The following is a 19,463-nucleotide window of genomic DNA, read 5'->3' on the forward strand; positions in this document are numbered from 1 at the left end:
CGCTTTAGCTCTAATGGCAATTTTAGCAGGATATTTTTATCTAAGACTTGATAGTACTCAAGCAAAATTAAAAAAAAGTCAAAGTGATTTAAATTTGGCTTTGAGTGTAAATAATGAACTCACGAGGATTGCTCAGGAGTTGAAAACAAGACACGAACAAGAGCTAAAAGCACTCTTTTATGCAAATACTCAAAAAAATCAAATCAAAACAAGGGTTGATGATGTTAAAAACTATATATCCAAAAGCAATGAAACTAATACCACTAAGCTTTTTAATGCTATGCTTGATAGGCTGTGGGAGCAAAACACAAGTACTAACCAAAATACAAATTCAAAAAGTGCAAATACCAAATGAGCTTTTAGAATTTGATAGAGCGCATAAACCTATAGTGCAAGATGAAAAAGATATATTAAAAGCTTATAGCGAGCTTTTTTACCACTATAAGCAATGTGAGATCAATATAGATAAAATTAAGGAGTTGAATGAGTGAGTAATAGTTCTGATAAGATATTTTTATCATATCTGGTAGTAGTTTTTATTAATTGTTTCTTTTTAAATTTATATTCATTTTGATTAATAAAATCATTAAATGCTCGAAATAGATTATTTGATTTGATTTTTTTTAAGTATTCTTCATAATCAAATATGTCGTAGCGATCTTGAAAATATTCTATATTTGCCTTGGAATTACTAGGCGGTATGCTAAAAAAATAAATAAAATCCATGTAAAATTGATTGTTATTTTTAAAACAATCAATGATAGATTCAAGTTTATATTTATTAAAATTATCTATTTGGGAATTATGAAAGATTTTAAGGCTAGGTTCTTTATAATATTCAAATATTATTTCTATTCTATGATCTATTTTGTGAAATTTTCTAGTATTTTCGTAAAATTCTGCATATTTAGGCTGAATAGCAATCAGTGTTCGTAATCTTTTAAAAGAAGTTAAATTACTATTACTTTTGAAAGGAATTGAATTACCATTGCTTTTAATAAAAAATTTTATGATTTCATCTGTAATATCTAGTTTTTTATTAGTTATCCTCTTATATGAATAAGCAATTTGTAAAAATCTTTCACAATAAAATTCTCCTTTAAAATTATCCCAAGAATATTTATCTTTAATAGGTAAAAACATTTTCACAAGATCTTCTATTGCTTTACCACACTCTATGTCATTGCTATTGTACGTATAAAGCATATTATAAACAGTATGAAAATGCTTATCTATTAGGTTTTGAAGACGATTAGTGAAATCATAATTTATTTTTTCTATATCTGCTTTATCTATAGTAAAAAAGTTTTTCATATAATCTGATGTTATGATATACATATCGTCAGTATTTTCAAATATGTTTTCTGTTGGTATATAATAATCTGATATAGCTTGTAGTATATTTGAATAGTAGTGATTTTTTAAAATATGTATAAAATTATCATGATTTTCTTTATTGTAAAATTTCATGAAACATATATCGTTGAAATGGTTTATATGTTCTAATGATTTTAGTAAAAGCCTTAAGTTGTTATTTAAATGCTCTTTATAATATGTAAAAATAATATTTTTTAAATCATCTTTTAAGGCTTTATCTTGTACTTTTAATTTTTCTATAATAATATCTTTGGCAATTTCGTTATTGTCTTTTATAGTATATTCACAATCAATAACTTTTTCTTTGTATTCTTGATACCAGTCTTTAGTATCTTGTTTATCCTCTTTATTATTATCTGAATTGTCATCTTGTTTCTTTAACCCATCTTTATTGAGAATCATAACAACATTACATTCTTTTTCTTCTTTAAGTAAATTTACAAGTCCTAAAATTTCTTTCAAAGGAAGATTGTCAGATTTTCTTTCTATGTTATCAAGACATACAATGATTTTTTTAAAATCTTCTTTTTTTAAAAAGGAAAAAATAACATCACTATCTATATTTATTAAACCACCACTTGCACCTTTAATTAAACCTTCTAATCCTTTAAAAGTTTTTTTTGTAATATTATTATAATTTCCATGTAAACTTACTACTATTTCTTCTATTACTTGCTTATAGCTTTCTTTGCCAAAAAGATCTATATAGATAACTTTTTTATTATTAAAATTTAAAGTAATTTCTTTTTCTATTTGTTTCCAAAAATATGTTTTTCCACAGCCCCAAGACCCCAAAATAACCAAACATTGTTTTTCTTTTGATATTAAATAATTGATAATTTTATTGTTAGTAAAAATGCAGTTCTTTTTTATATACACTTTGAATCATGTATATTATTAAGCATATAATAAATATCCAATATAAAACAGCACCTATGATATACATTGTATTTTATCTTAATGATAGAAATTACTTTCTATCATTATATGACTTGATGATCTTATCTTGCAATTTATACAAATCTTCTAGTTTTTCTATTTGTTCGTATGTGTCATCTGGGAAACTTACCCATTTTTTTGTTTTTGTAAAATTTAACCTACATATCCATTTTGTTACTCTATTTTGATACAAGATTGCAAAGTAGCTTAAAGTATCTTTGTAGGATATATCTTGCAAGTTAGCACCCGCGCTAGCAAGAATAGATTTTACTATGTAAAAGCCTTGAAGTTCTTCTTCTGTTGTTATAATTTCTTTTTCATCATCGCTGCTTTCTTCATCTTCATCGTTGTTAATTTCTTGAAGATTGTTTTTTATACTAGTGATTTTATCATATGCTATATCATTTATAAGTTCTTTAAAAGATTTTTTTATATAAGTTCTAAATTCCTCAATAGTTGAGGCGGTCATTCTTTTGTCTGTGAGTTGTTTTGCAAAAAGAACAACAAAATCATCACTTGGGTTTTCTATCTCTCTTTTGAAGATATCTTGTATACTTTGATAATATTTTTTTTCTTTTGCTGTGTTTAGTATCTCATCTAGATTTAAATCTGAACATATAAATTTTTTTAAATCTTTAATATCTCTAGCTTTTAATTTTTCAAGATTAATTGTTAAAAAAGGAATTTGATCTATTATATTTATTTGATCAAGATCTGTAAAAAATCTATATTCTATTCCATTTGTTAAAATAGCAAATTTAACACTAGGTGATGTGTTAAAATATCTAGTTAGTTGGTTATTGTGATTGCTTAAATTTTCAGTGTGATTTTTAGCTTCTATGTATATAAAAGGTTTTCCATCTTTGAAAATAGCATAATCTACTTTTTCACCTTTTTTTGTTCCAATATCGGCTATGTATTCAGGGACTACTACGCTTGGATCAAACACATCATACCCCAATGCTTTTAAAAACGGCATGATGAAAGTCATTTTGGTTGATTCTTCAGTATTTACTAAATTTTTTCTTTCTGCTATTGTTTCCGCTATAGAATTTATAGAATTTTCAAAATCCATATTTTACCCCTTAATATAATTACCAAATAAAATTTTGGTAATTATATTATAGCTATATTTAAAAAGATATTATTTATATATTTTAAAATCATTATTTTTTTAATTGCATTCTTGGGTTGTGAAATTAGGCTTGTTTGTAATTAAGTTAAATGCAAATTTAGTGTTAAAAGGGGATATAGATACTTTATTATCTCCTAGTATATGTATATATGAATCAGGTGATATTTTTGAGCATATTTTATTATTTTGATAATATGAACTTATATGAATAATATTAGGAGTAAAACTAAGTGCATTAAAATACACATTCGTTAAAAAAATTAAAAAATACAGCATGGATAAAGTGCCAAAAAATGCAAAATAAATAACATGGAGTTCGTTTTTAAAATGAGTTCGCTTAAGTATAAAACTAAAAATTATTTGATTTATAAAATTAAATTTTATACCTATAGTGCTAAGTATAGTTTGCAATATATATTAGTGTAGATATTAATAAAATAACTATCAAAGGGAGTGATATAAAAAAAATCAATATTGAAATAATATGTATAATATTTAAAATATTAATAGCATAGCTATAGCTATCTGGTACATTATCTACAACTATATAAACTACATTTCTTGAAAAAAATTCAGCTATATAATACAACCCAAAAAATACCAAGATATTATATAGTTTGGTAAGATTAATTTTTTTAATAATATGATATAAATCTATAATTGTTACAATAGTAATTAATATAAAACCCAAAATAAGCAAGAAAGAATGTAGTTTAAAACACAAAATAAAAACAATTCCTATCAAATAAAGAACATGATAACCTAGATTGTCATCTATAAATTTTGATAGTTTAGAAGGAATATAATATTTTATTTTAAACCCTTTCTATTTGATTTAAGAATATTTTAGTGTTACACGAGCAAATTACAACACCTAAAAATACATAGTCTTTTAATGCAGATTTTTTAATTTTTTTGTCTTCAAAACCTATATTATCACTACTTATGATAATTTCATCATCAAGGACATTTTTTCTTATGCGTTTGCAAAATAATTCACCATCGTATCTAAAAATAGCTACATCAGCATTTTTGATCTTATCGAGAGAATTTTTACTAGTATCAACTATAACAAAACTTCCATTTTGTATAAAAGGTTCCATGCTATCGCCAAATATTTTTATCATATCATATTGTGTTTTGTAAGGAATACCTAATATTTCTACTAAAAAATTTTTATCAAGATATATAGTTTGAAAGTTTTCATCGCTGTTATTGTTTCCAAAACCTGCACTAGCGTAAACATTAGAAAAATATCTGATTTTAATTATATTTTCTATATTGCTTGTTTTAATTATATGTTTTTTGTTGTTTTTTAAATCGTAATATTTCTTAAGCGCTTGAGCAGAAAGTTGTTTATTGTTACGCCAATTGTTTGCGTTATTTTTTTTATATCCTAATTTTTCAGCTACTTCTTCTAAACTTTTTACATTGAAAAAAGTTTTTAACTCTTCTACTAATTCATAATAATCTTTCATGGATATAAACCTTAAAAAATATATTGACATATATTAAAAATTAATATATAATTTTCTTAACAACTTAAAAAGTAAATTATTAATTTAAGAAAGCATAAAGTATGCCAAGTTTTAGATTAAATTTATATTATGACATTGTAATGGCTTAAAAATGGAGTATTGGTTTATATTTGTGTTTTTCTTTTTTGGATATTATATTTTATTTTAAATAAGGCGTAATTACGCCTTAAAAATTATTTTTTTTCTTGTTGAGGCTTATCCCCTCTAGTTTTTGGAGTGATAGGTGTAGTAGTTCCAGGTTGTGGTTGCGGTTTTGTTATTTTTTCTTGATTTTCTGACATGTTTATCTCTCCTTTTATAATTTGTAAACCACTTACTATTATAGCAAAAAAAGATATAGAAGCTCCCGCAAGAAGAACAAGATAAATTAGCTTAATATCTTTACTCATATTATTAATAATTTTGTTATTTTCATCGAAGGCATCTAGTATAGAAGATATCATAGCATTAATTCCATTTGTATGTTCTAAATTATCTGAATTAAATTGAGACATGTTTTTATATTGATCTTGTGGGAAAGCCAATGTATTATTTGCTTTTAATGTAAGTAGGGAAAAAAAGGCACAATATCCTAAAAGCATAATTGAAATACAAAAGAGAATAATAGCAAATGAATCTATATGGGTTGTTTTTATATAGCTATTAAGTATAGTGAAGTCGCTAACTATTATAAAAGTGCAAAGCCACATGTATAATTTTATAGTTTGAAATTGCCCAGGAATTATACTTGTTAATTGAATATCTAAATCCTTTCTTTTGCTTTCAAGCTGTAGCTTTAAATTCTTTTCATAATTTTCATATGAAATATTTTCTTTTTCTGACATTTTCAATCCTTGTATAGTATTTTTTATAATTATGGTAAAAATTTTAACGTATTTATAATTAATATAAAAATTAAAAATATATATTGACATATATTAAAAATTAATATATAATTTCACAAAATAATTAATTTTAAAACATAAAAATAATTATTTTTTAGCAAAAAGAATACCAACTTTTTGCTTAAGTATAAAAAAGGATACATAATGCAAGATTGGATTATAGCTGGTGTGATTATAGCTATCTTATCGGTTATGTTTGTAATCATAAAGATAAAGGAAACAAAATGATAAGAGCATATGCAAACACCATATCAAATATACTCAGCAATGAAAAATCTATAAAAAAAGATACACTTTTTAAAAGAATGAACATAAAAGAAAGCGAATTTAATGAAGCTTTGAATTTTTTACTTGATCATAATTTTGTAAAACTAGAAGCTATTAGTGATGGTTTATTTGAAACCATCATAGTTCATTATGAGGGTAATTGAATGTGCATTAAAGAGAAAATTCAAGAAAAGTTAGGGTTAAAAACTTTTGATGAAATGGAAAGAAAGCTCAATTTGAAAAATCAAACTTTAAAGGTTTGGCTTAGCAATAAAAGCAAAACAAATTCTAAAGTAGAAAAAGCACTTTTAAGACTTGGTTTTTTGAATGAGGATTTGAGATTATCTAAGAGATTGAAAGATTTAAAACTAAAGCATAAAAAATTTACAGCTTTAGTAGAAGAAAAAACAAAAACCATACAGGAGATTTCTGAACTTTTAAAAGAAATTAATGAGGTAGCTTGAAAACCTCATTAAGCACATTTTCTAAGTGTGCTTAAAAGGTTTTTAAAAGCTTGAAACTAGGTTTTAAGTGAATTTCCTTATAGCTAGCTTGGTGATCAAGCTAGCGTGTTCTTTATTTATCACACTCCACGGCGACGGGTGGGAAAGTGGGCTTTTTTAAAAAGCTTTGTTAAATGGTCAAAATACCAAAAGTTTAAATAACTTTGAATGCAGGCTCTATGTTTTGACATAAGTAGTGTTTAAATGGGAGTTAAACTCCCTTATAAGCCATATTAGCTTTCTTTATTTTGAGTAACCACCTTTATGGTGGTTTTTAACTTCCATTTATGCACTATAAAAAGGAAGAAAATGTCTTTTAAAGAAAAACTAAATACAGCCATAGAGCACGCAAGAGCTTTGGCTTTAATTAACAAAGAATGCTTAGATTTAATTGACTACATGGAAGAGTGCGATGAGGATGAATTAAGATCTAACTTAGATGACTTAAAAAAACTCTTGATAAAAGCAAAAGAATTATTGAAAGGATAGTAATGAATTTTAAGCCCATACAAAAAGAAAATGATGCATTTAAAAAAGCAAGAGAAATAGAAAGTTTAATAAGTGAGCTTAGCTCAAAAGGATTTAAACTTACAAAGGCAAATTCAAAATCTTTAGTTATGAAAAAAGGTTTTGATAAGGTAGCAAAATAACAAAAAAAGAAAGGAATAAAATGCAAAACATAGGCTATGATAGTATCAAATTTGTAATCCCAAAATTTGCATTTTATAAATTTCTTAAAAAACATGATTTATATACAAAGCTTAGAAAAACAAACCGCAATAAAGCTATAGAAAAATACACAAAAGAGAAGTTTAAAAATATCAAAACAAAAGATAAGTTTTATGAGTTTAAGGTTAAGTATATAAACATCAAACCTAGAAATAAAAGTTTATCAAATACCATAATAGTGATAGAAAATTCAAAAGACACCCATGAAGTTGCTAGAAAAAATAAAAAGAAAAAAGACTTTTATGTAGAAGTACAGTTTAACGGTCTTTTTCAGCCTAGCAAAAGTGTGGTAGCTGATGTGTATAAGGTGTTAAGTAAAATGGTTAAGAGGTTTAAGGCTTATAGTTTTGATATAGCTTGTGATTTTTGTGATGAAAGTGCTTCTATGAGAAAATATGAAGAACATTTGCATGAGTTGTCTTTAAATAAAAAAATCAAAGGCGAAATGGTTTTTTATAAAAAATCTCTTTATGTAAATGGGGTGCATAGTAAGTTTTTTGATCTTGATAGAATTTTGATTTATGATAAGTATGAAAAGCAGACTAGTTATCACAAAGAAAAAATCAAAGAAGAATTTAAAGACTGGAAAAGATTAGAATTAACTTTCAAACTAAACTATAAATTTTTAAAATACATACAGCATAAACACATTCACGATGCTTTAGATTTTATATATGATTTTATAGCTTTACTAGGTAAAACATATAGCTTTACAAAAGAATTATTACTTATTAAACAAACAAAATATTTAATCAATCCAAGATGGACAAAAGATATAAAACCATATGCATTAAAGGATGTTGCATGAGTATCATAACACATATAATTGAGGCTAATGAAATAGCTCGCGCATGTTTAAAAAATGACTTAAAATATAGTTTGAAAGAAGCAAGGATTATCAATAGTGCAAATGAAAGAATGCTGTGTTTTTATTTTGATAATCCTTTTGCTATAGATTTGTTTGAAAGAAACAAAGAAAGTATTAAAAATGACTTAAGATGTGAATACAAGAAAAAAATCAAACTTTATAAACGCATTGATTTTGTATTTTACGATATTTGCTCAAAAAACACTAATGAGCTTAAATCAAGAACAACAGAAGAAAAACAAATACTTCAAAGGGGTATAGATATGCTTGAAAATATTATAAAAAGGAGTAAAAATGGAAAACATAGATAATCAAAATAATCTAAAAGAACTATCTATGAAAATTGTATCTTTACATAAAGCTATAGAGCACGCAGAGTATGAAAGAAGTGTTTTAAATTCAGCCATTAAAGAATATAAAGAAGATTTAAAAACAGCCATAAGAGAGCTTGAGCAAATGAAAGAACCTAATCTTTTCAATCAAGAAAATAAAGAGGAATAAACAAAAGGATATTACATGTTACAAATGATGAAAGATTTTTTAGATCAAAGAAATTTGATAGAAAAACACTTAGAAGAAATAAAACAACAATTATCAAAAATGCTTAAAGAATTTCTTTCTATAAGAAATGATCTTTCGTTTTCTAATGGATGTAACTCTTTAGAAGAAGAAATTAGACATTATTGGAAGATAGAGGCTTGGCTTGATGTAGAGCTTAAAAGAATATGTATAAAGCTTATAGATACAAGAGTTTCTTATAATAGTTTTGATTTTGAGAATGTCAAAGTATTATTAGCGCATACTTTAAGTTATGAAGAGCAAAAAGCCATTATAAAATCACTCAATTTAGAAACAAACATTAAAAAGGATTGATATGAAATTATTAAGTACAAAAGAAGTTGCACAGTATTTGGGTTTTAGCGTTGATAGGATAAGAAAAATGAGAATGAGAAAAAATCAAGCCATTTATAACTTTCCAAAGGGTGTTAGAGTGGGAAAAGTTTTAATGTATGAAAAGAAAGAAATCGATGATTGGATAAAATATTGCAAGGTTAGCTAAGCTTTCCTGCAAGTTTTTCTATATAATCTCCCCACCACTGCATTAATCTTCTTTTTAATTCTATATTTTTACTTCTATTGTAAGCTTTCAATATTGCATTTTTTTGCTCATGAGCTAAGCATTGCTCTGCTATATCCATACTTATTCCATGTTCTAATTGCTTTTCGTTTGCAATGCTTCTAAACATAGCACGAAATCCATGCGCGCTTTGAATTCCTTTATATCCTAAGCGTTTATTGGTATTGCATGTGATATTTTCACTATTACATCCTTTTTTAGAAGAACCAGCAAAAACATAATCATTGACTTTAATCGCATATTGATTTTTTAATATACTTATGGCTTGTTTGCTTAATGCTATATTATGCTCTTTACGCATTTTCATTTTTTGAGCTGATATAGTCCAAATTTCATTTTTAAAGTCTATCTCATCCCAAGTAGCTTTTATAACATTGCCAGGTCTTTGGGCTGTTAAAAGCACAAAAAGCATTAAATTTTTATGACTTTGTTTGATATCTGAATGTATTAGAGTATTTATATATTCTTTAATATCAGATTCATCTAATAGGGTAGGTTGGTGTATAACCTGATTTGGTTTTTTAAATACAATATTATTTTTGATAGAAGCTACGGGATTGTTTTCTATGATCTCAAGTTGCAAAGCATATTCAAATACTTTATTTATCCATATCTTTGCTTTTTGAAGCGTAGCGCTTTTATGCTCTATGGTCTTTAAAATATTAACAATATCTACTCTTTTTATATCATTAATATTTTTATATTCTAAAGATTTAAAAATACCTTCTTTGTAGCTTAGTCCTCTTTGGATTGTTTTCGCTGCTAAATTACTCTTTCTTGCATTTTCTAATACTTCATCATATAATACGCCAAATTTCAATCTTTTTGCATTGCTTATGTTTTGACCCTTGGCTTTTAGTTTGTGTGAATTTATAGCTATTTCTCTAAGTTCTGCTAGGGAAAGCAAGGGATATTCCCCAAGTGTTATATAAGTATCATTAGCTTGTCTTGTTTTAAATAGTTTTCTACCACTAGGATAAACAAAAACATATAATCCTTTTATACTAGGATCGCTAAATTTTATAAATTTTTTACCATTATCGCATTTTACGCTTTTCAAGAAACTATCTGTAAGTTTATTAATTTTTGCCATTTTTATTCTTTGTATTATTGTAAAAAGTAACCCATTTAGTAGCCCACTTTTTTAAAAGTAACCCACTTTTTTTGCAATATTTTAACACAAAAAATAACAAAATAGAATAAAAAAGAATGTTTATATAATCCCTTAAATATAGTATTTTAAAGATAATTTATTGAAAAATAACACTTGGGAGTAAAAAAACAAATGGTGCCCGAGGTCGGACTCGAACCGACACAAGGTTGCCCTTACCAGATTTTGAGTCTGGCGCGTCTACCAGTTTCACCACTCGGGCTTTTTGAAAGTTTTAAAATAATTAAATAGAATATGGGATTATACTAAAAAAAAATTAAAACAATATAAAATATTTTATATAAAAAATTTAAATATCATTAAAATTTGGAACTTTTTTTGCTTGTAAATAATTAAAAAATTTATTTGCGGAGCAAAATAATGAGAATTAGCAATCAGTATAATTACTACACTTCTATACAAAACTACACAGATGGTCAGTCTTTGCTTAATAAATATAATTTGCAGCTACAAACAGGTCAGCTTATTCAGCATTCTTGGGAAAATGCAAATGTTTATATTAATGGCTCAAGATTAGAATATGAGATGGCAAACATAGGTCAAATAGTTCAAGGAACTCAATCTGCTATGGAGCTAGCAAAAAACACAGATACTGCCTTGAAAAATATCACAGAACTTTTAGAAAAATTTAAAACATTACTCACAAAAGCTGCAAGTGATGGTAATTCTCAAGAATCAAGAGAGGCTATAGCAAAAGAACTCAAACTTGTAAGAGATTCTATTGTAAATATTGCTAATACTAGTATCAATGGGCAATATCTCTTTGCAGGATCAAATAGTGCAAATAAACCTTTTGATAATTATGGAAATTATACTGGGAATAAAGATAATATTTTTGTAGTAAGTGGTGCTGGCACCCAAATTCCTTATAATATACCTGGATGGGATTTATTTTTTAAGCCTGATTCAAATATCAATAAAATTATTTCAACAAATGTTTCTTTTACTGATGCTCGTTATCCGGACAAAAAAGAATTTTTAACCGGAGAATCTAAATTTTCACATTTAATAGGCCAAAACTATGTTCAAAATGGAGAACTTGATCCAGATAAAAATTTTCAAGATAGCTATGATGAGAAACTTCCTTTCCCGCATTCAGCTATGTATATTCAAGGCGTTAGACCCGATGGAACAAGTTTTAAAGCTACTTTAGATATAGATCCTGATGCAAAAATTGAAGATGTATTAAAAAATATTGGAAGATTATATGGAAATACAGAGGGAAATGAGGTTGTTAAAGTAGCATTAAATGATAGCGGACAGATAGAAATAAAGAGTTTAAAAGAAGGAAGTAGTTCTTTAGATTTTCATGCTGTTGCTTTAACTCCACAGCTTCAAGATGCAGAACAAATCAAAGCCTTAAGTGCTGCTGCTCAAAGAGAAGGTATTAGCATGGAGGATGTAACCAATCGTATTATGCAAGCAGCACACGGAGGAAATTTAAATAACACTAGAAATCCAGTAACAGTAGAAGTTGGCGGCGAGCAATTTACTGTAAACTTGCACAAAACAGATTTTATTAAAAGTAACATCAATGGTGATAAAACTAATGGGGCTAGTTATGATGTGCCTTTCGAAAAAGATGGAAATACTGTTTTTGGCAATGTTTCTCAAGTGATTAAAGGTACAAGTGAATATGCTACTGATAGTACAAAGTTAAGTGAAGTTGTAGCAAATGCCAATGGAAGCATGCAAGGTCAACAACTCCAAATGGAAATTGTTTCTAAAAGTGGACAAACTTATAATGTAACTATAAATTTGGAAACTTCAACTGTAAGTTATGTTAATCCAAACAATCCTAATCAAACTATAAGTTTTCCTATTACTCACTCTCAATATAATGAAAATACAGGTAATGCAGTGGGTATGCAAACAAGACCTGAAGATATTACTTATGGCCAGTTAAATGATATTATCGGTATGTTTGCAAGTGATAATGTTCCCACAGCAACTATAAATGCAAATGCAAATGGTACTATTAATAATAATGATTTTCAAACTATCCAACAAGACATAGCTGATTCTAAAGGTTTTGTTGAAGTTAGTATGGACTATAAAGGTCGTATAAGTATTACTGATAAATTTTCAAGTAACACTAATATAGGTCTTACTATTAAGGATTCAAATTCAAATAGCGGTTTTCCTCCAGCAGGTACTTCTGTAAATGGATCAGGTTTTGTATTTAGTGCAAATAATTCTTTAACTATTGATGATCCAAATGTTGATTTGATTAAAGATTTAGATGAGATGATAGATGCTGTTTTAAATGGCAGTATGAGAGCTGATTCAGAAGGAAGTGATCCTAGAAATACAGGTTTACAAGGGGCTTTAGAAAGAATAGATCATTTGCAAGATCATGTTAGAAAAATGCAAACAACCATAGGAGCTTACACTAATAATATAGAAGAGACAAATAAAAGAATGACTTTTTTAAATATCAATGTAGCTTCTATTAAAAGCGGTGTAACTGATGCTGATTATGGGCAAACTTATATGCAGTTTATGCAAACTATGGTATCTTATCAAGCTATGCTTTCGGCTACTTCTAAAATTTCTCAAATTAGTTTATTAAACTACTTATAATTTTTTGATATAATAGCTTTTTTCTTTATAAAGGATATATTATAAAAAAAGAAGCTATTTTTGTTATTTCTAATATTTTTATTTTTTATTTTTGCTTAAGTGCTTTGATACCCGATCAAGCTTTAGTAAGTATTATAGGGTATTCCTTGGCAAAACTTAGTTATTTTTTATTTGGATCATTGACTAAATTTTACCCTTTTGTCTTTTTTTGGTTTAATTATCTTTTGTATAAAAATAACTATAATTTTGAACTTATAGAGCGTAGATTTAGTGTGGCTGTTTTTGCTTGTATTTTTGCTTCACTTATTTTTGCTTCAGCGTTCTTGCAAGATAAAGGCTATATAGCCTCTGCTATGTTTGTAATCTTAGATGGACTTTTTGGAAAAATAGGAAGTTTGATCTTGGTGATTTTGCTTTTAGCTTTTGCTTTTAGTATTTCTTTTCCGCAAATTATCAAAGAAGTATTTAAAATAGAGCTTGATTTTGATTTTTATTTAAAACTTGAAACTTTAATTAAAAATAAAATTTTTGGCTTTTTTGGTGGCGATAAGTATGAAAATGAAACTAAAGAAGAGCAAGAAAAGCTCAAACAAGAGCTTTTAATTAAAGATAAAACAGAAGAACTTATCAAGGAAAAAGAGCTACCAAAAAAAGAAATCCAAGAGAATAAAAAATTTAACCTTGAAGATTTAAAAAATCAAGAATTAGAAGAGGTTGTGATTAGTGAAGAGGATAAAAAGCTAGGTTCAAGTTATATTCATGAGCTTTCAGAGCCTATTGCAAGTTTTGCTCAAAAAGCTAGTCAAATAAATATAAAGGAAGATGAAATGACCCCTGAAGAGTATTTATTAAAATACAAAAATAAAAGTGAAGATATTTATACTCAAACTTTAAAAAGTAAAAATTTAGATGAACCAAGCTATAAAAGACGCAATATGGATTTAAACGAAAACAAAGAAGAGGTGATAGAAGAAAATTCTTTGTTTGCCAAAGAGCTTAAAGAGCGTGAGCAAATGCTACAAAAAGCTAAATTGCTAGAAGAATATAAAGCCTTGCAAAAAGAAAAAATCTTAGAAGAGCTTAATGAGGATTTTAAAAAAATTGAAGAATTAAATGCTATAGAAGCACAAAAAGAAGCTGAGTTTAAAAAAATTCAAAATAAAACTAGCTTTTTAGGGGTAAAAGAATTTAAAGATGAAGATTTTATTCCACAAAATAAAGTAAAAGAACTTGATTTTAGTGAAGATGATTTTGCCAAGCCTATTAGTATAGAAGAGCTAAGAAGTAAAAGAAACTATGAAAATCCTTTTGTAGTAGAAGAAGCACAAAATGAAGTTAAAGAAGAAAAAATTCCATTTGAGATTACCCAAGAGCCTATAATAGAAGTAATAGAAAATAAAACACACCATTCTATCACTAATGAAGTGAGTGAAAACAAAGCCTTGTTGAAAGATCTTGATTTTGGAAATTTTGAAAAACCAAAAGATTTTTCTTTACCACCTTTAGATTTTTTAACTATGCCAAAAGAAGGCAAAAGCGAGATAAATGAAGAAGAAATAGATAGAAAAATTTATGATTTATTGGAAAAATTAAGACGCTTTAAAATAGGTGGCGATGTAGTTAGAACTTACACGGGTCCTGTTGTAACTACTTTTGAATTTCGCCCAGCAGCAGATGTTAAAGTAAGTAAAATTTTATCATTACAAGATGATTTAGCTATGGCTTTAAAAGCTCAAACTATAAGAATTCAAGCTCCAATCCCAGGTAAAGATGTAGTGGGAATTGAAGTTCCAAATGAAAAAATCGATACGATTTACTTAAGAGAAATTTTAGAAAGTGAGGTATTTAAAAATTCTAGCTCACCTTTAACCATAGCTTTGGGTAAAGATATAGTAGGCGATCCTTTCATCACAGATCTTAAAAAGCTTCCTCATCTTTTAATAGCAGGAACTACAGGAAGTGGTAAAAGTGTGGGTATAAATTCTATGCTTTTATCTTTGCTTTATAGAAATTCGCCAAAAACCTTAAGACTTATGATGATAGATCCTAAAATGCTTGAATTTAGTATTTATAATGATATTCCACATTTACTTACACCGGTAATTACTGATCCTAAAAAGGCGGTAAATGCTTTATCAAATATGGTAGCTGAAATGGAACGCAGATATCGTTTGATGGCTGAAGCAAAAACTAAAAATATAGAAAATTACAATGAAAAGATCAAAGAACAAGGTGGAGAAATTTTACCATTTATTGTAGTGATTATCGATGAGTTGGCTGATTTAATGATGACAGCAGGTAAGGATGTAGAGTTTTATATAGGTCGTTTAGCACAAATGGCAAGAGCAAGTGGAATTCACTTAATCGTAGCTACACAACGCCCTTCAGTAGATGTTGTTACCGGTGTTGTAAAAGCAAATTTACCAAGTAGAATTTCTTATAAAGTAGGGCAAAAGATAGATTCTAAGGTTATTTTAGATTCTATGGGGGCTGAAAGTTTATTAGGGCGTGGAGATTGTTTATTTACTCCTCCTGGTATGAGTGGTTTAGTGCGTTTGCACGCACCTTTTGCAAGTGAAAATGAAATCGAAAATATTGTAGAGTTTTTAAAAGCTCAACAAGTAGTAGAATATGATGAGAGCTTTTTAAAAGATGATAGTCAAGATGGAGCTTATAAAAGAAGTGAATTTGATGATGGAGATTTAGATGAGCTTTATGAAGAAGCAAAGGCTGTAATCTTAGAAGATAGAAAAACTAGTATTTCTTATTTGCAAAGACGCTTAAAAATAGGCTATAACCGCGCAGCAAATATCATAGAACAACTTTCACAAACAGGTGTTTTAAGCGAACCTGATGCAAAAGGCCAAAGAGAAATTTTATAATCAATTTCTTATTGCCTTGTTATGATCTTTTAAAGTAGAGGTAAAAATATGCTTATTGGTTTTTTTATCTCTTACAAAGTATAAATATTCTGTTTTAGCAGGAAAAATAGCTGCCTTAATAGCTTCAAATGAAACATTACATACAGCTTCTTTTGGTATGCCATTAAATTTATAAGTATTGTAAGAACTATTATCTGATCTTATTCTTTGTGGAGTGATTTTTTCATGAGAGTATTTTCCATAATTTAATGTCCCATCCATTTGAAGCTTCATACCTTTTCTTAAACGATTTCTAATCACAGATGAAACTATAGGCATTTCTTCATTACTCGCTGCTTCTTTTTGTATAATGGAAGCAATGATGATATATTCATGCCATTTTTTTTCATTGTATTCTCTAAAAATTTTATAAGAAAGTTTTTTAAATTCACTTGCAGAGTAAGCCAAAAGATATTTTACTAAAAGCTCTTCTGTAATGCCTTTTGGAATTTTATAAGTTTCGGGAAAAAGCATACCTTCTTTAAAAGGGCTTTGTTTGTAAAATTCTTGCATTAAGGTTTTGGTATTTAAATTTAACTTTGGTGCTAATTCTTCAAAGAAAATTTCAGTCGTTTCCCCAGGAATTAAAGTAATAGTTTCAAGTGCTGCTTTAGCGACGGTAAGCTTATGTAAAAATTCGGCTCTATTTAGTTCTTTTGTGCCTATATTTATCCAGCCAGATTGTGGATGGCCTAAAAAATATAAAGTATATTTATCAATATTGCTCATTTTATAGTTATTTTTATCTAATTGCGTTATAATCTTACTAACAGAACCTTGTGGTATAAAAACTACAGAGTTTGTTTTTATAGGTAAAAGTAGATAATAAAAAATGGATAAAAGAAAAATTAAAATCAAATCACAACATATTAAAAAAATTCTTAAATTTTTAGCATTACCTATGATACTTTTCATTGTTTTGTTTATTTACCTTAAAAATGGAATTTACATAGAAAAATTAGAAATTTCTTCTATTAATTTGGAGAAATTATATATTAAATTAGATAAAAAACTCATTTTAAATGCAAAAAAAGTTATAGTAAATTCTCAAAATCAAAACACTCAAAATGAAACTAGTGCGAGTAAAGCTGTACAGCTTATCAAAGATGTAAAATATATTTATTGGTTTTTTCAAGAAATCAATATAGATGAAATTTTTGTTAATAACTATCCCGTGGAATTAATTTATAAAAATAATCTATTTTTTGTAAACAGTAAAAATCTTTTAGTAAAAGTCAATTTAAAAATTAGTGATAAAAATATACAAGCTAATATTGATAATTTTCTTTTAAAAGATCATAACCTTAGTGTAGTTGGCTCTTTACTTATCAATCCTAAGACAAAATTTTATACTTTTAAAGGAGAAATTGATAGTGATTTTTTAAAAAGTGATGTCAAATTCTCACTTAAAAGAGAAGAAATTGCTTATGAATTAGAAAATATAAGCTCAAATAATATTTCAAAAATTTTTGATATTTTAGTGGAAAATGGAGTGCATTTGCCTTCTAATCTTGCTCTTTGGGTGGGCGGTAAGGTAAAGGCTGATTTTTATTTTATAGAGAAATTAAATGGCTTTGCAGATTTTGGAAAACATAGATATTACTTGAATGATATTAGTGCTAAAGGTTATGTAAATAATTTGAAGGTGGTTTTAGATAAAGGTATAGATCCTATCATTAGTCCTTTTGTAAGGCTTGAATTTAATAAACAAAAACTAGAATTTATCTATGATAAATTATATTTTAACAATTACAATCTCAATCAAAGTCAAATTTATATAGACAATATGCTAAATGAAAAAGCAGGAATTTATATACGCATAAAAAGTGACAATGCTAGAGCTGATTATAGAGTGAATAAAATTTTGCGTTTGTATGATATAAAATTACCATTTTTACAAAACAATGGTATTACAAAGATTGATTTAGTTTTGAAAATTCCTTTTGAACACCCTGAAAGAATTTCATATAAAGGAAATTTTGATATTGTAAATTCTAATATAAATATAAGTGACTTTAAAATCATACAAGCAAATATTGATTTACAAAAAGATAAATTAGAGATTAAAAATGCAAGTGTACAAAGTGAATTAATCAGCGGTGATTTTAATGCAAGTATTGATTTAAAGCAAAAAAAAGGTGATTTTAAGACCTTTATAGCAAATTTAAAATTACCACAAGATAGCTTAAAAATGGAAAATAAATTTCTTGATTTAGATCTTAACTATGATAAAAATATCAGTTTATATAATAAAGAGCTTACTACGACTTTAAATTTTGACCAAGGTATGTCTGTTTATGTTGCTAAGCTTGCAAAGTATAAGACTTATTCTAAATTAATGCAAAAAAATAATGTGCATGATGGAGAGTTGTCATTAGATACTTTAAATTTTAAAGATTTTGATGTAGATATAAATAATACCACTTTTGAATCATTTTTACTCTATAAGGATAATAATCCTTATGAGTATGATAGTTTTAGTATAAAAATAAAAGGAGAAGATTTTAATTTAACTAGCGCAAGTGGTAGTGTTTTTGCACAAAAAGACAATGATGATATTAACATTACTTTAAATAATGTTAATTTATTATTTTCAGAACAAGATACAGAAAACACACTAGATAATCTTGAAAATTCAAATTATAATATCAGTGCTAAAAATATAGATTTGATCTTAAAAGATTTTAACAAAACTTTAGATTTTGATCAATTTAATGCTAAAATCAAAAAAGACTATATAAAAGCTTGGGCTAATAGAAATGAGTCTAAATTTGAGCTTTTGCTTAAAGAAAATCAAATGCAAATTAGAGCTTTAAAAATGGATGATGATTTTCTAAATACTTTTATGCGTCAAAATGTTTTTGAAAAAGGCGAGTTTAATCTTTATGTAGATGGTAATAGTACTGATTTTTTTAAAGGCAAATTTTTATTTAAAGATACTTATTTAAAAGATTTAAAATTTCATCAGCAACTCTTAAGTTTTATTGATACCATACCTAGTTTGATTTTATTTAAAGCCCCAACTTTTAATGAAAAAGGTTTTAGTGTAGAAAATGCTGGCATAAGTTTTAATCGCAAAAAAGATCTTTTTGAAATAGATGCGCTAAATTTTAATGGTGATAGTGCAGATATTTTAGGTCAAGCTAAAATCAATTTAAGAAGTAGTCAAGTGGATGGTTTATTAGAGCTTAGAACGCTAAAATCAGCTAGTTCGGTTATTTCTAAAGTTCCAATTATCAATCAAATTATATTAGGCAAAGACAGGCAAATTAGCACACAAATTAAACTAGGTGGAACAATTGATAATCCCGAGTTTAAAACTCAACTTATCGCACAAAGTTTGCAACTTCCTTATCATTTGATAAAAAATATTTTTGAATTACCGACAAATTTAGTTAAATAATACCACA

At 26.8% G+C, this 19,463-nt stretch carries 20 protein-coding genes and 1 tRNA gene; 14 read left to right on the forward strand and 7 right to left on the reverse strand.

The window, feature by feature from the left end; all coding sequences use genetic code 11:
- Both L8W69_RS04235 and L8W69_RS04240 read left to right on the forward strand, forming a co-directional pair.
- The coding region (locus L8W69_RS04235) for a hypothetical protein (protein WP_263666514.1) at positions 1-355 on the forward strand (355 nt) is incomplete at its 5' end.
- Entirely contained in the window at positions 339-491 is a 153-nt protein-coding gene (locus L8W69_RS04240) for a hypothetical protein (RefSeq protein WP_235362394.1), read from the forward strand. The genes L8W69_RS04235 and L8W69_RS04240, both read left to right, overlap by 17 nt.
- Here L8W69_RS04240 and L8W69_RS04245 read toward each other — a convergent pair.
- The 4 genes from L8W69_RS04245 to L8W69_RS04260 form a co-directional block, all read right to left on the reverse strand.
- Positions 472-2,256, reverse strand: coding sequence for a KAP family NTPase (locus tag L8W69_RS04245; RefSeq protein ID WP_263666516.1), 1,785 nt, complete (start codon positions 2,254-2,256; stop codon positions 472-474). The two genes, L8W69_RS04240 and L8W69_RS04245, sit on opposite strands and share 20 nt — an antisense overlap.
- A gap of 91 nt (positions 2,257-2,347) precedes the next feature.
- Positions 2,348-3,391, reverse strand: coding sequence for a type I restriction endonuclease (locus L8W69_RS04250; protein WP_263666517.1), 1,044 nt, complete (start codon positions 3,389-3,391; stop codon positions 2,348-2,350).
- Positions 3,392-4,266: 875 nt separating this feature from the next.
- Positions 4,267-4,929, reverse strand: a complete 663-nt coding sequence (locus L8W69_RS04255) for a helix-turn-helix transcriptional regulator (RefSeq protein WP_263666518.1) — start codon at positions 4,927-4,929, stop codon at positions 4,267-4,269.
- Positions 4,930-5,162: 233 nt separating this feature from the next.
- Complete coding sequence (locus tag L8W69_RS04260; RefSeq protein WP_263666519.1) at positions 5,163-5,813, reverse strand: hypothetical protein; 651 nt, start codon at positions 5,811-5,813, stop codon at positions 5,163-5,165.
- A gap of 284 nt (positions 5,814-6,097) precedes the next feature.
- On the opposite strand from L8W69_RS04260, the gene L8W69_RS04265 reads away from it, so the two are divergent.
- The 9 genes from L8W69_RS04265 to L8W69_RS04305 all read left to right on the forward strand — a co-directional run bounded on the left by L8W69_RS04265 (position 6,098) and on the right by L8W69_RS04305 (position 9,300).
- Positions 6,098-6,304 (forward strand): hypothetical protein, encoded by a 207-nt coding sequence (locus L8W69_RS04265; RefSeq protein WP_041570280.1) that lies wholly within the window; start codon positions 6,098-6,100, stop codon positions 6,302-6,304.
- Complete coding sequence (locus L8W69_RS04270; RefSeq protein WP_263666520.1) at positions 6,305-6,604, forward strand: hypothetical protein; 300 nt, start codon at positions 6,305-6,307, stop codon at positions 6,602-6,604. It begins immediately after the preceding gene.
- A 348-nt stretch (positions 6,605-6,952) separates the two neighbouring features.
- Positions 6,953-7,132, forward strand: coding sequence for a hypothetical protein (locus tag L8W69_RS04275; protein WP_133388840.1), 180 nt, complete (start codon positions 6,953-6,955; stop codon positions 7,130-7,132).
- Between the two features lie 2 nt (positions 7,133-7,134).
- On the forward strand, positions 7,135-7,293 hold the full coding sequence (locus tag L8W69_RS04280) for a hypothetical protein (protein WP_012661539.1): 159 nt from the start codon (positions 7,135-7,137) through the stop codon (positions 7,291-7,293).
- Between the two features lie 20 nt (positions 7,294-7,313).
- On the forward strand, positions 7,314-8,180 hold the full coding sequence (locus L8W69_RS04285) for a hypothetical protein (RefSeq protein ID WP_263666521.1): 867 nt from the start codon (positions 7,314-7,316) through the stop codon (positions 8,178-8,180).
- Entirely contained in the window at positions 8,177-8,551 is a 375-nt protein-coding gene (locus L8W69_RS04290) for a hypothetical protein (RefSeq protein ID WP_047208322.1), read from the forward strand. The genes L8W69_RS04285 and L8W69_RS04290 overlap by 4 nt, the downstream gene beginning before the upstream one ends.
- Complete coding sequence (locus tag L8W69_RS04295) at positions 8,535-8,741, forward strand: hypothetical protein (RefSeq protein WP_263666522.1); 207 nt, start codon at positions 8,535-8,537, stop codon at positions 8,739-8,741. The genes L8W69_RS04290 and L8W69_RS04295 overlap by 17 nt, the downstream gene beginning before the upstream one ends.
- Positions 8,742-8,756: 15 nt before the next feature.
- Entirely contained in the window at positions 8,757-9,113 is a 357-nt protein-coding gene (locus tag L8W69_RS04300) for a hypothetical protein (RefSeq protein WP_012661535.1), read from the forward strand.
- A 1-nt stretch (position 9,114) separates the two neighbouring features.
- Positions 9,115-9,300, forward strand: coding sequence for a helix-turn-helix transcriptional regulator (locus tag L8W69_RS04305; RefSeq protein WP_012661534.1), 186 nt, complete (start codon positions 9,115-9,117; stop codon positions 9,298-9,300).
- On the opposite strand, the gene L8W69_RS04310 is transcribed toward L8W69_RS04305, so the two are convergent.
- Positions 9,293-10,471, reverse strand: a complete 1,179-nt coding sequence (locus L8W69_RS04310) for a tyrosine-type recombinase/integrase (protein ID WP_257395782.1) — start codon at positions 10,469-10,471, stop codon at positions 9,293-9,295. The genes L8W69_RS04305 and L8W69_RS04310 overlap by 8 nt on opposite strands.
- Positions 10,472-10,664: 193 nt before the next feature.
- Positions 10,665-10,751, reverse strand: a tRNA-Leu gene (locus L8W69_RS04315).
- A gap of 158 nt (positions 10,752-10,909) precedes the next feature.
- Here L8W69_RS04315 and flgL point away from each other — a divergent pair.
- Both flgL and L8W69_RS04325 read left to right on the forward strand, forming a co-directional pair.
- Positions 10,910-13,132: a flagellar hook-associated protein FlgL gene (flgL, locus tag L8W69_RS04320; RefSeq protein WP_263666523.1), complete on the forward strand. Its 2,223-nt coding sequence runs from the start codon at positions 10,910-10,912 to the stop codon at positions 13,130-13,132.
- 353 nt (positions 13,133-13,485) lie between these two features.
- Entirely contained in the window at positions 13,486-16,014 is a 2,529-nt protein-coding gene (locus L8W69_RS04325; RefSeq protein WP_412175470.1) for a DNA translocase FtsK, read from the forward strand.
- On the opposite strand, the gene mltG is transcribed toward L8W69_RS04325, so the two are convergent.
- On the reverse strand, positions 16,015-16,968 hold the full coding sequence (gene mltG / locus L8W69_RS04330) for an endolytic transglycosylase MltG (RefSeq protein ID WP_263662472.1): 954 nt from the start codon (positions 16,966-16,968) through the stop codon (positions 16,015-16,017).
- Between mltG and L8W69_RS04335 the strand changes: the two genes are divergently transcribed.
- Positions 16,955-19,456 (forward strand): AsmA-like C-terminal domain-containing protein, encoded by a 2,502-nt coding sequence (locus L8W69_RS04335; RefSeq protein WP_263666524.1) that lies wholly within the window; start codon positions 16,955-16,957, stop codon positions 19,454-19,456. The genes mltG and L8W69_RS04335 overlap by 14 nt on opposite strands.
- The last annotated feature ends 7 nt before the right edge of the window (positions 19,457-19,463 follow it).

The organism is Campylobacter sp. CNRCH_2016_3089, assembly GCF_025772505.1.
GTDB classification, from domain to species: Bacteria; Campylobacterota; Campylobacteria; order Campylobacterales; family Campylobacteraceae; genus Campylobacter_D; species Campylobacter_D lari_D.

Excerpts from the sequence above, each read along its gene's own strand:
- flgL (WP_263666523.1), top strand. The coding sequence starts at position 10,910 with ATGAGAATTAGCAATCAGTATAATTACTACACTTCTATACAAAACTAC.
- L8W69_RS04325 (WP_412175470.1), top strand. The coding sequence starts at position 13,486 with ATGTTTGTAATCTTAGATGGACTTTTTGGAAAAATAGGAAGTTTGATC.
- L8W69_RS04255 (WP_263666518.1), bottom strand. The coding sequence starts at position 4,929 with ATGAAAGATTATTATGAATTAGTAGAAGAGTTAAAAACTTTTTTCAAT.
- L8W69_RS04265 (WP_041570280.1), top strand. The coding sequence starts at position 6,098 with ATGATAAGAGCATATGCAAACACCATATCAAATATACTCAGCAATGAA.
- L8W69_RS04290 (WP_047208322.1), top strand. The coding sequence starts at position 8,177 with ATGAGTATCATAACACATATAATTGAGGCTAATGAAATAGCTCGCGCA.
- L8W69_RS04335 (WP_263666524.1), top strand. The coding sequence starts at position 16,955 with ATGATACTTTTCATTGTTTTGTTTATTTACCTTAAAAATGGAATTTAC.
- L8W69_RS04275 (WP_133388840.1), top strand. The coding sequence starts at position 6,953 with ATGTCTTTTAAAGAAAAACTAAATACAGCCATAGAGCACGCAAGAGCT.
- L8W69_RS04300 (WP_012661535.1), top strand. The coding sequence starts at position 8,757 with ATGTTACAAATGATGAAAGATTTTTTAGATCAAAGAAATTTGATAGAA.
- L8W69_RS04270 (WP_263666520.1), top strand. The coding sequence starts at position 6,305 with ATGTGCATTAAAGAGAAAATTCAAGAAAAGTTAGGGTTAAAAACTTTT.
- L8W69_RS04305 (WP_012661534.1), top strand. The coding sequence starts at position 9,115 with ATGAAATTATTAAGTACAAAAGAAGTTGCACAGTATTTGGGTTTTAGC.
- L8W69_RS04260 (WP_263666519.1), bottom strand. The coding sequence starts at position 5,813 with ATGTCAGAAAAAGAAAATATTTCATATGAAAATTATGAAAAGAATTTA.
- mltG (WP_263662472.1), bottom strand. The coding sequence starts at position 16,968 with ATGAAAAGTATCATAGGTAATGCTAAAAATTTAAGAATTTTTTTAATA.
- L8W69_RS04310 (WP_257395782.1), bottom strand. The coding sequence starts at position 10,471 with ATGGCAAAAATTAATAAACTTACAGATAGTTTCTTGAAAAGCGTAAAA.
- L8W69_RS04250 (WP_263666517.1), bottom strand. The coding sequence starts at position 3,391 with ATGGATTTTGAAAATTCTATAAATTCTATAGCGGAAACAATAGCAGAA.
- L8W69_RS04280 (WP_012661539.1), top strand. The coding sequence starts at position 7,135 with ATGAATTTTAAGCCCATACAAAAAGAAAATGATGCATTTAAAAAAGCA.
- L8W69_RS04285 (WP_263666521.1), top strand. The coding sequence starts at position 7,314 with ATGCAAAACATAGGCTATGATAGTATCAAATTTGTAATCCCAAAATTT.
- L8W69_RS04295 (WP_263666522.1), top strand. The coding sequence starts at position 8,535 with ATGGAAAACATAGATAATCAAAATAATCTAAAAGAACTATCTATGAAA.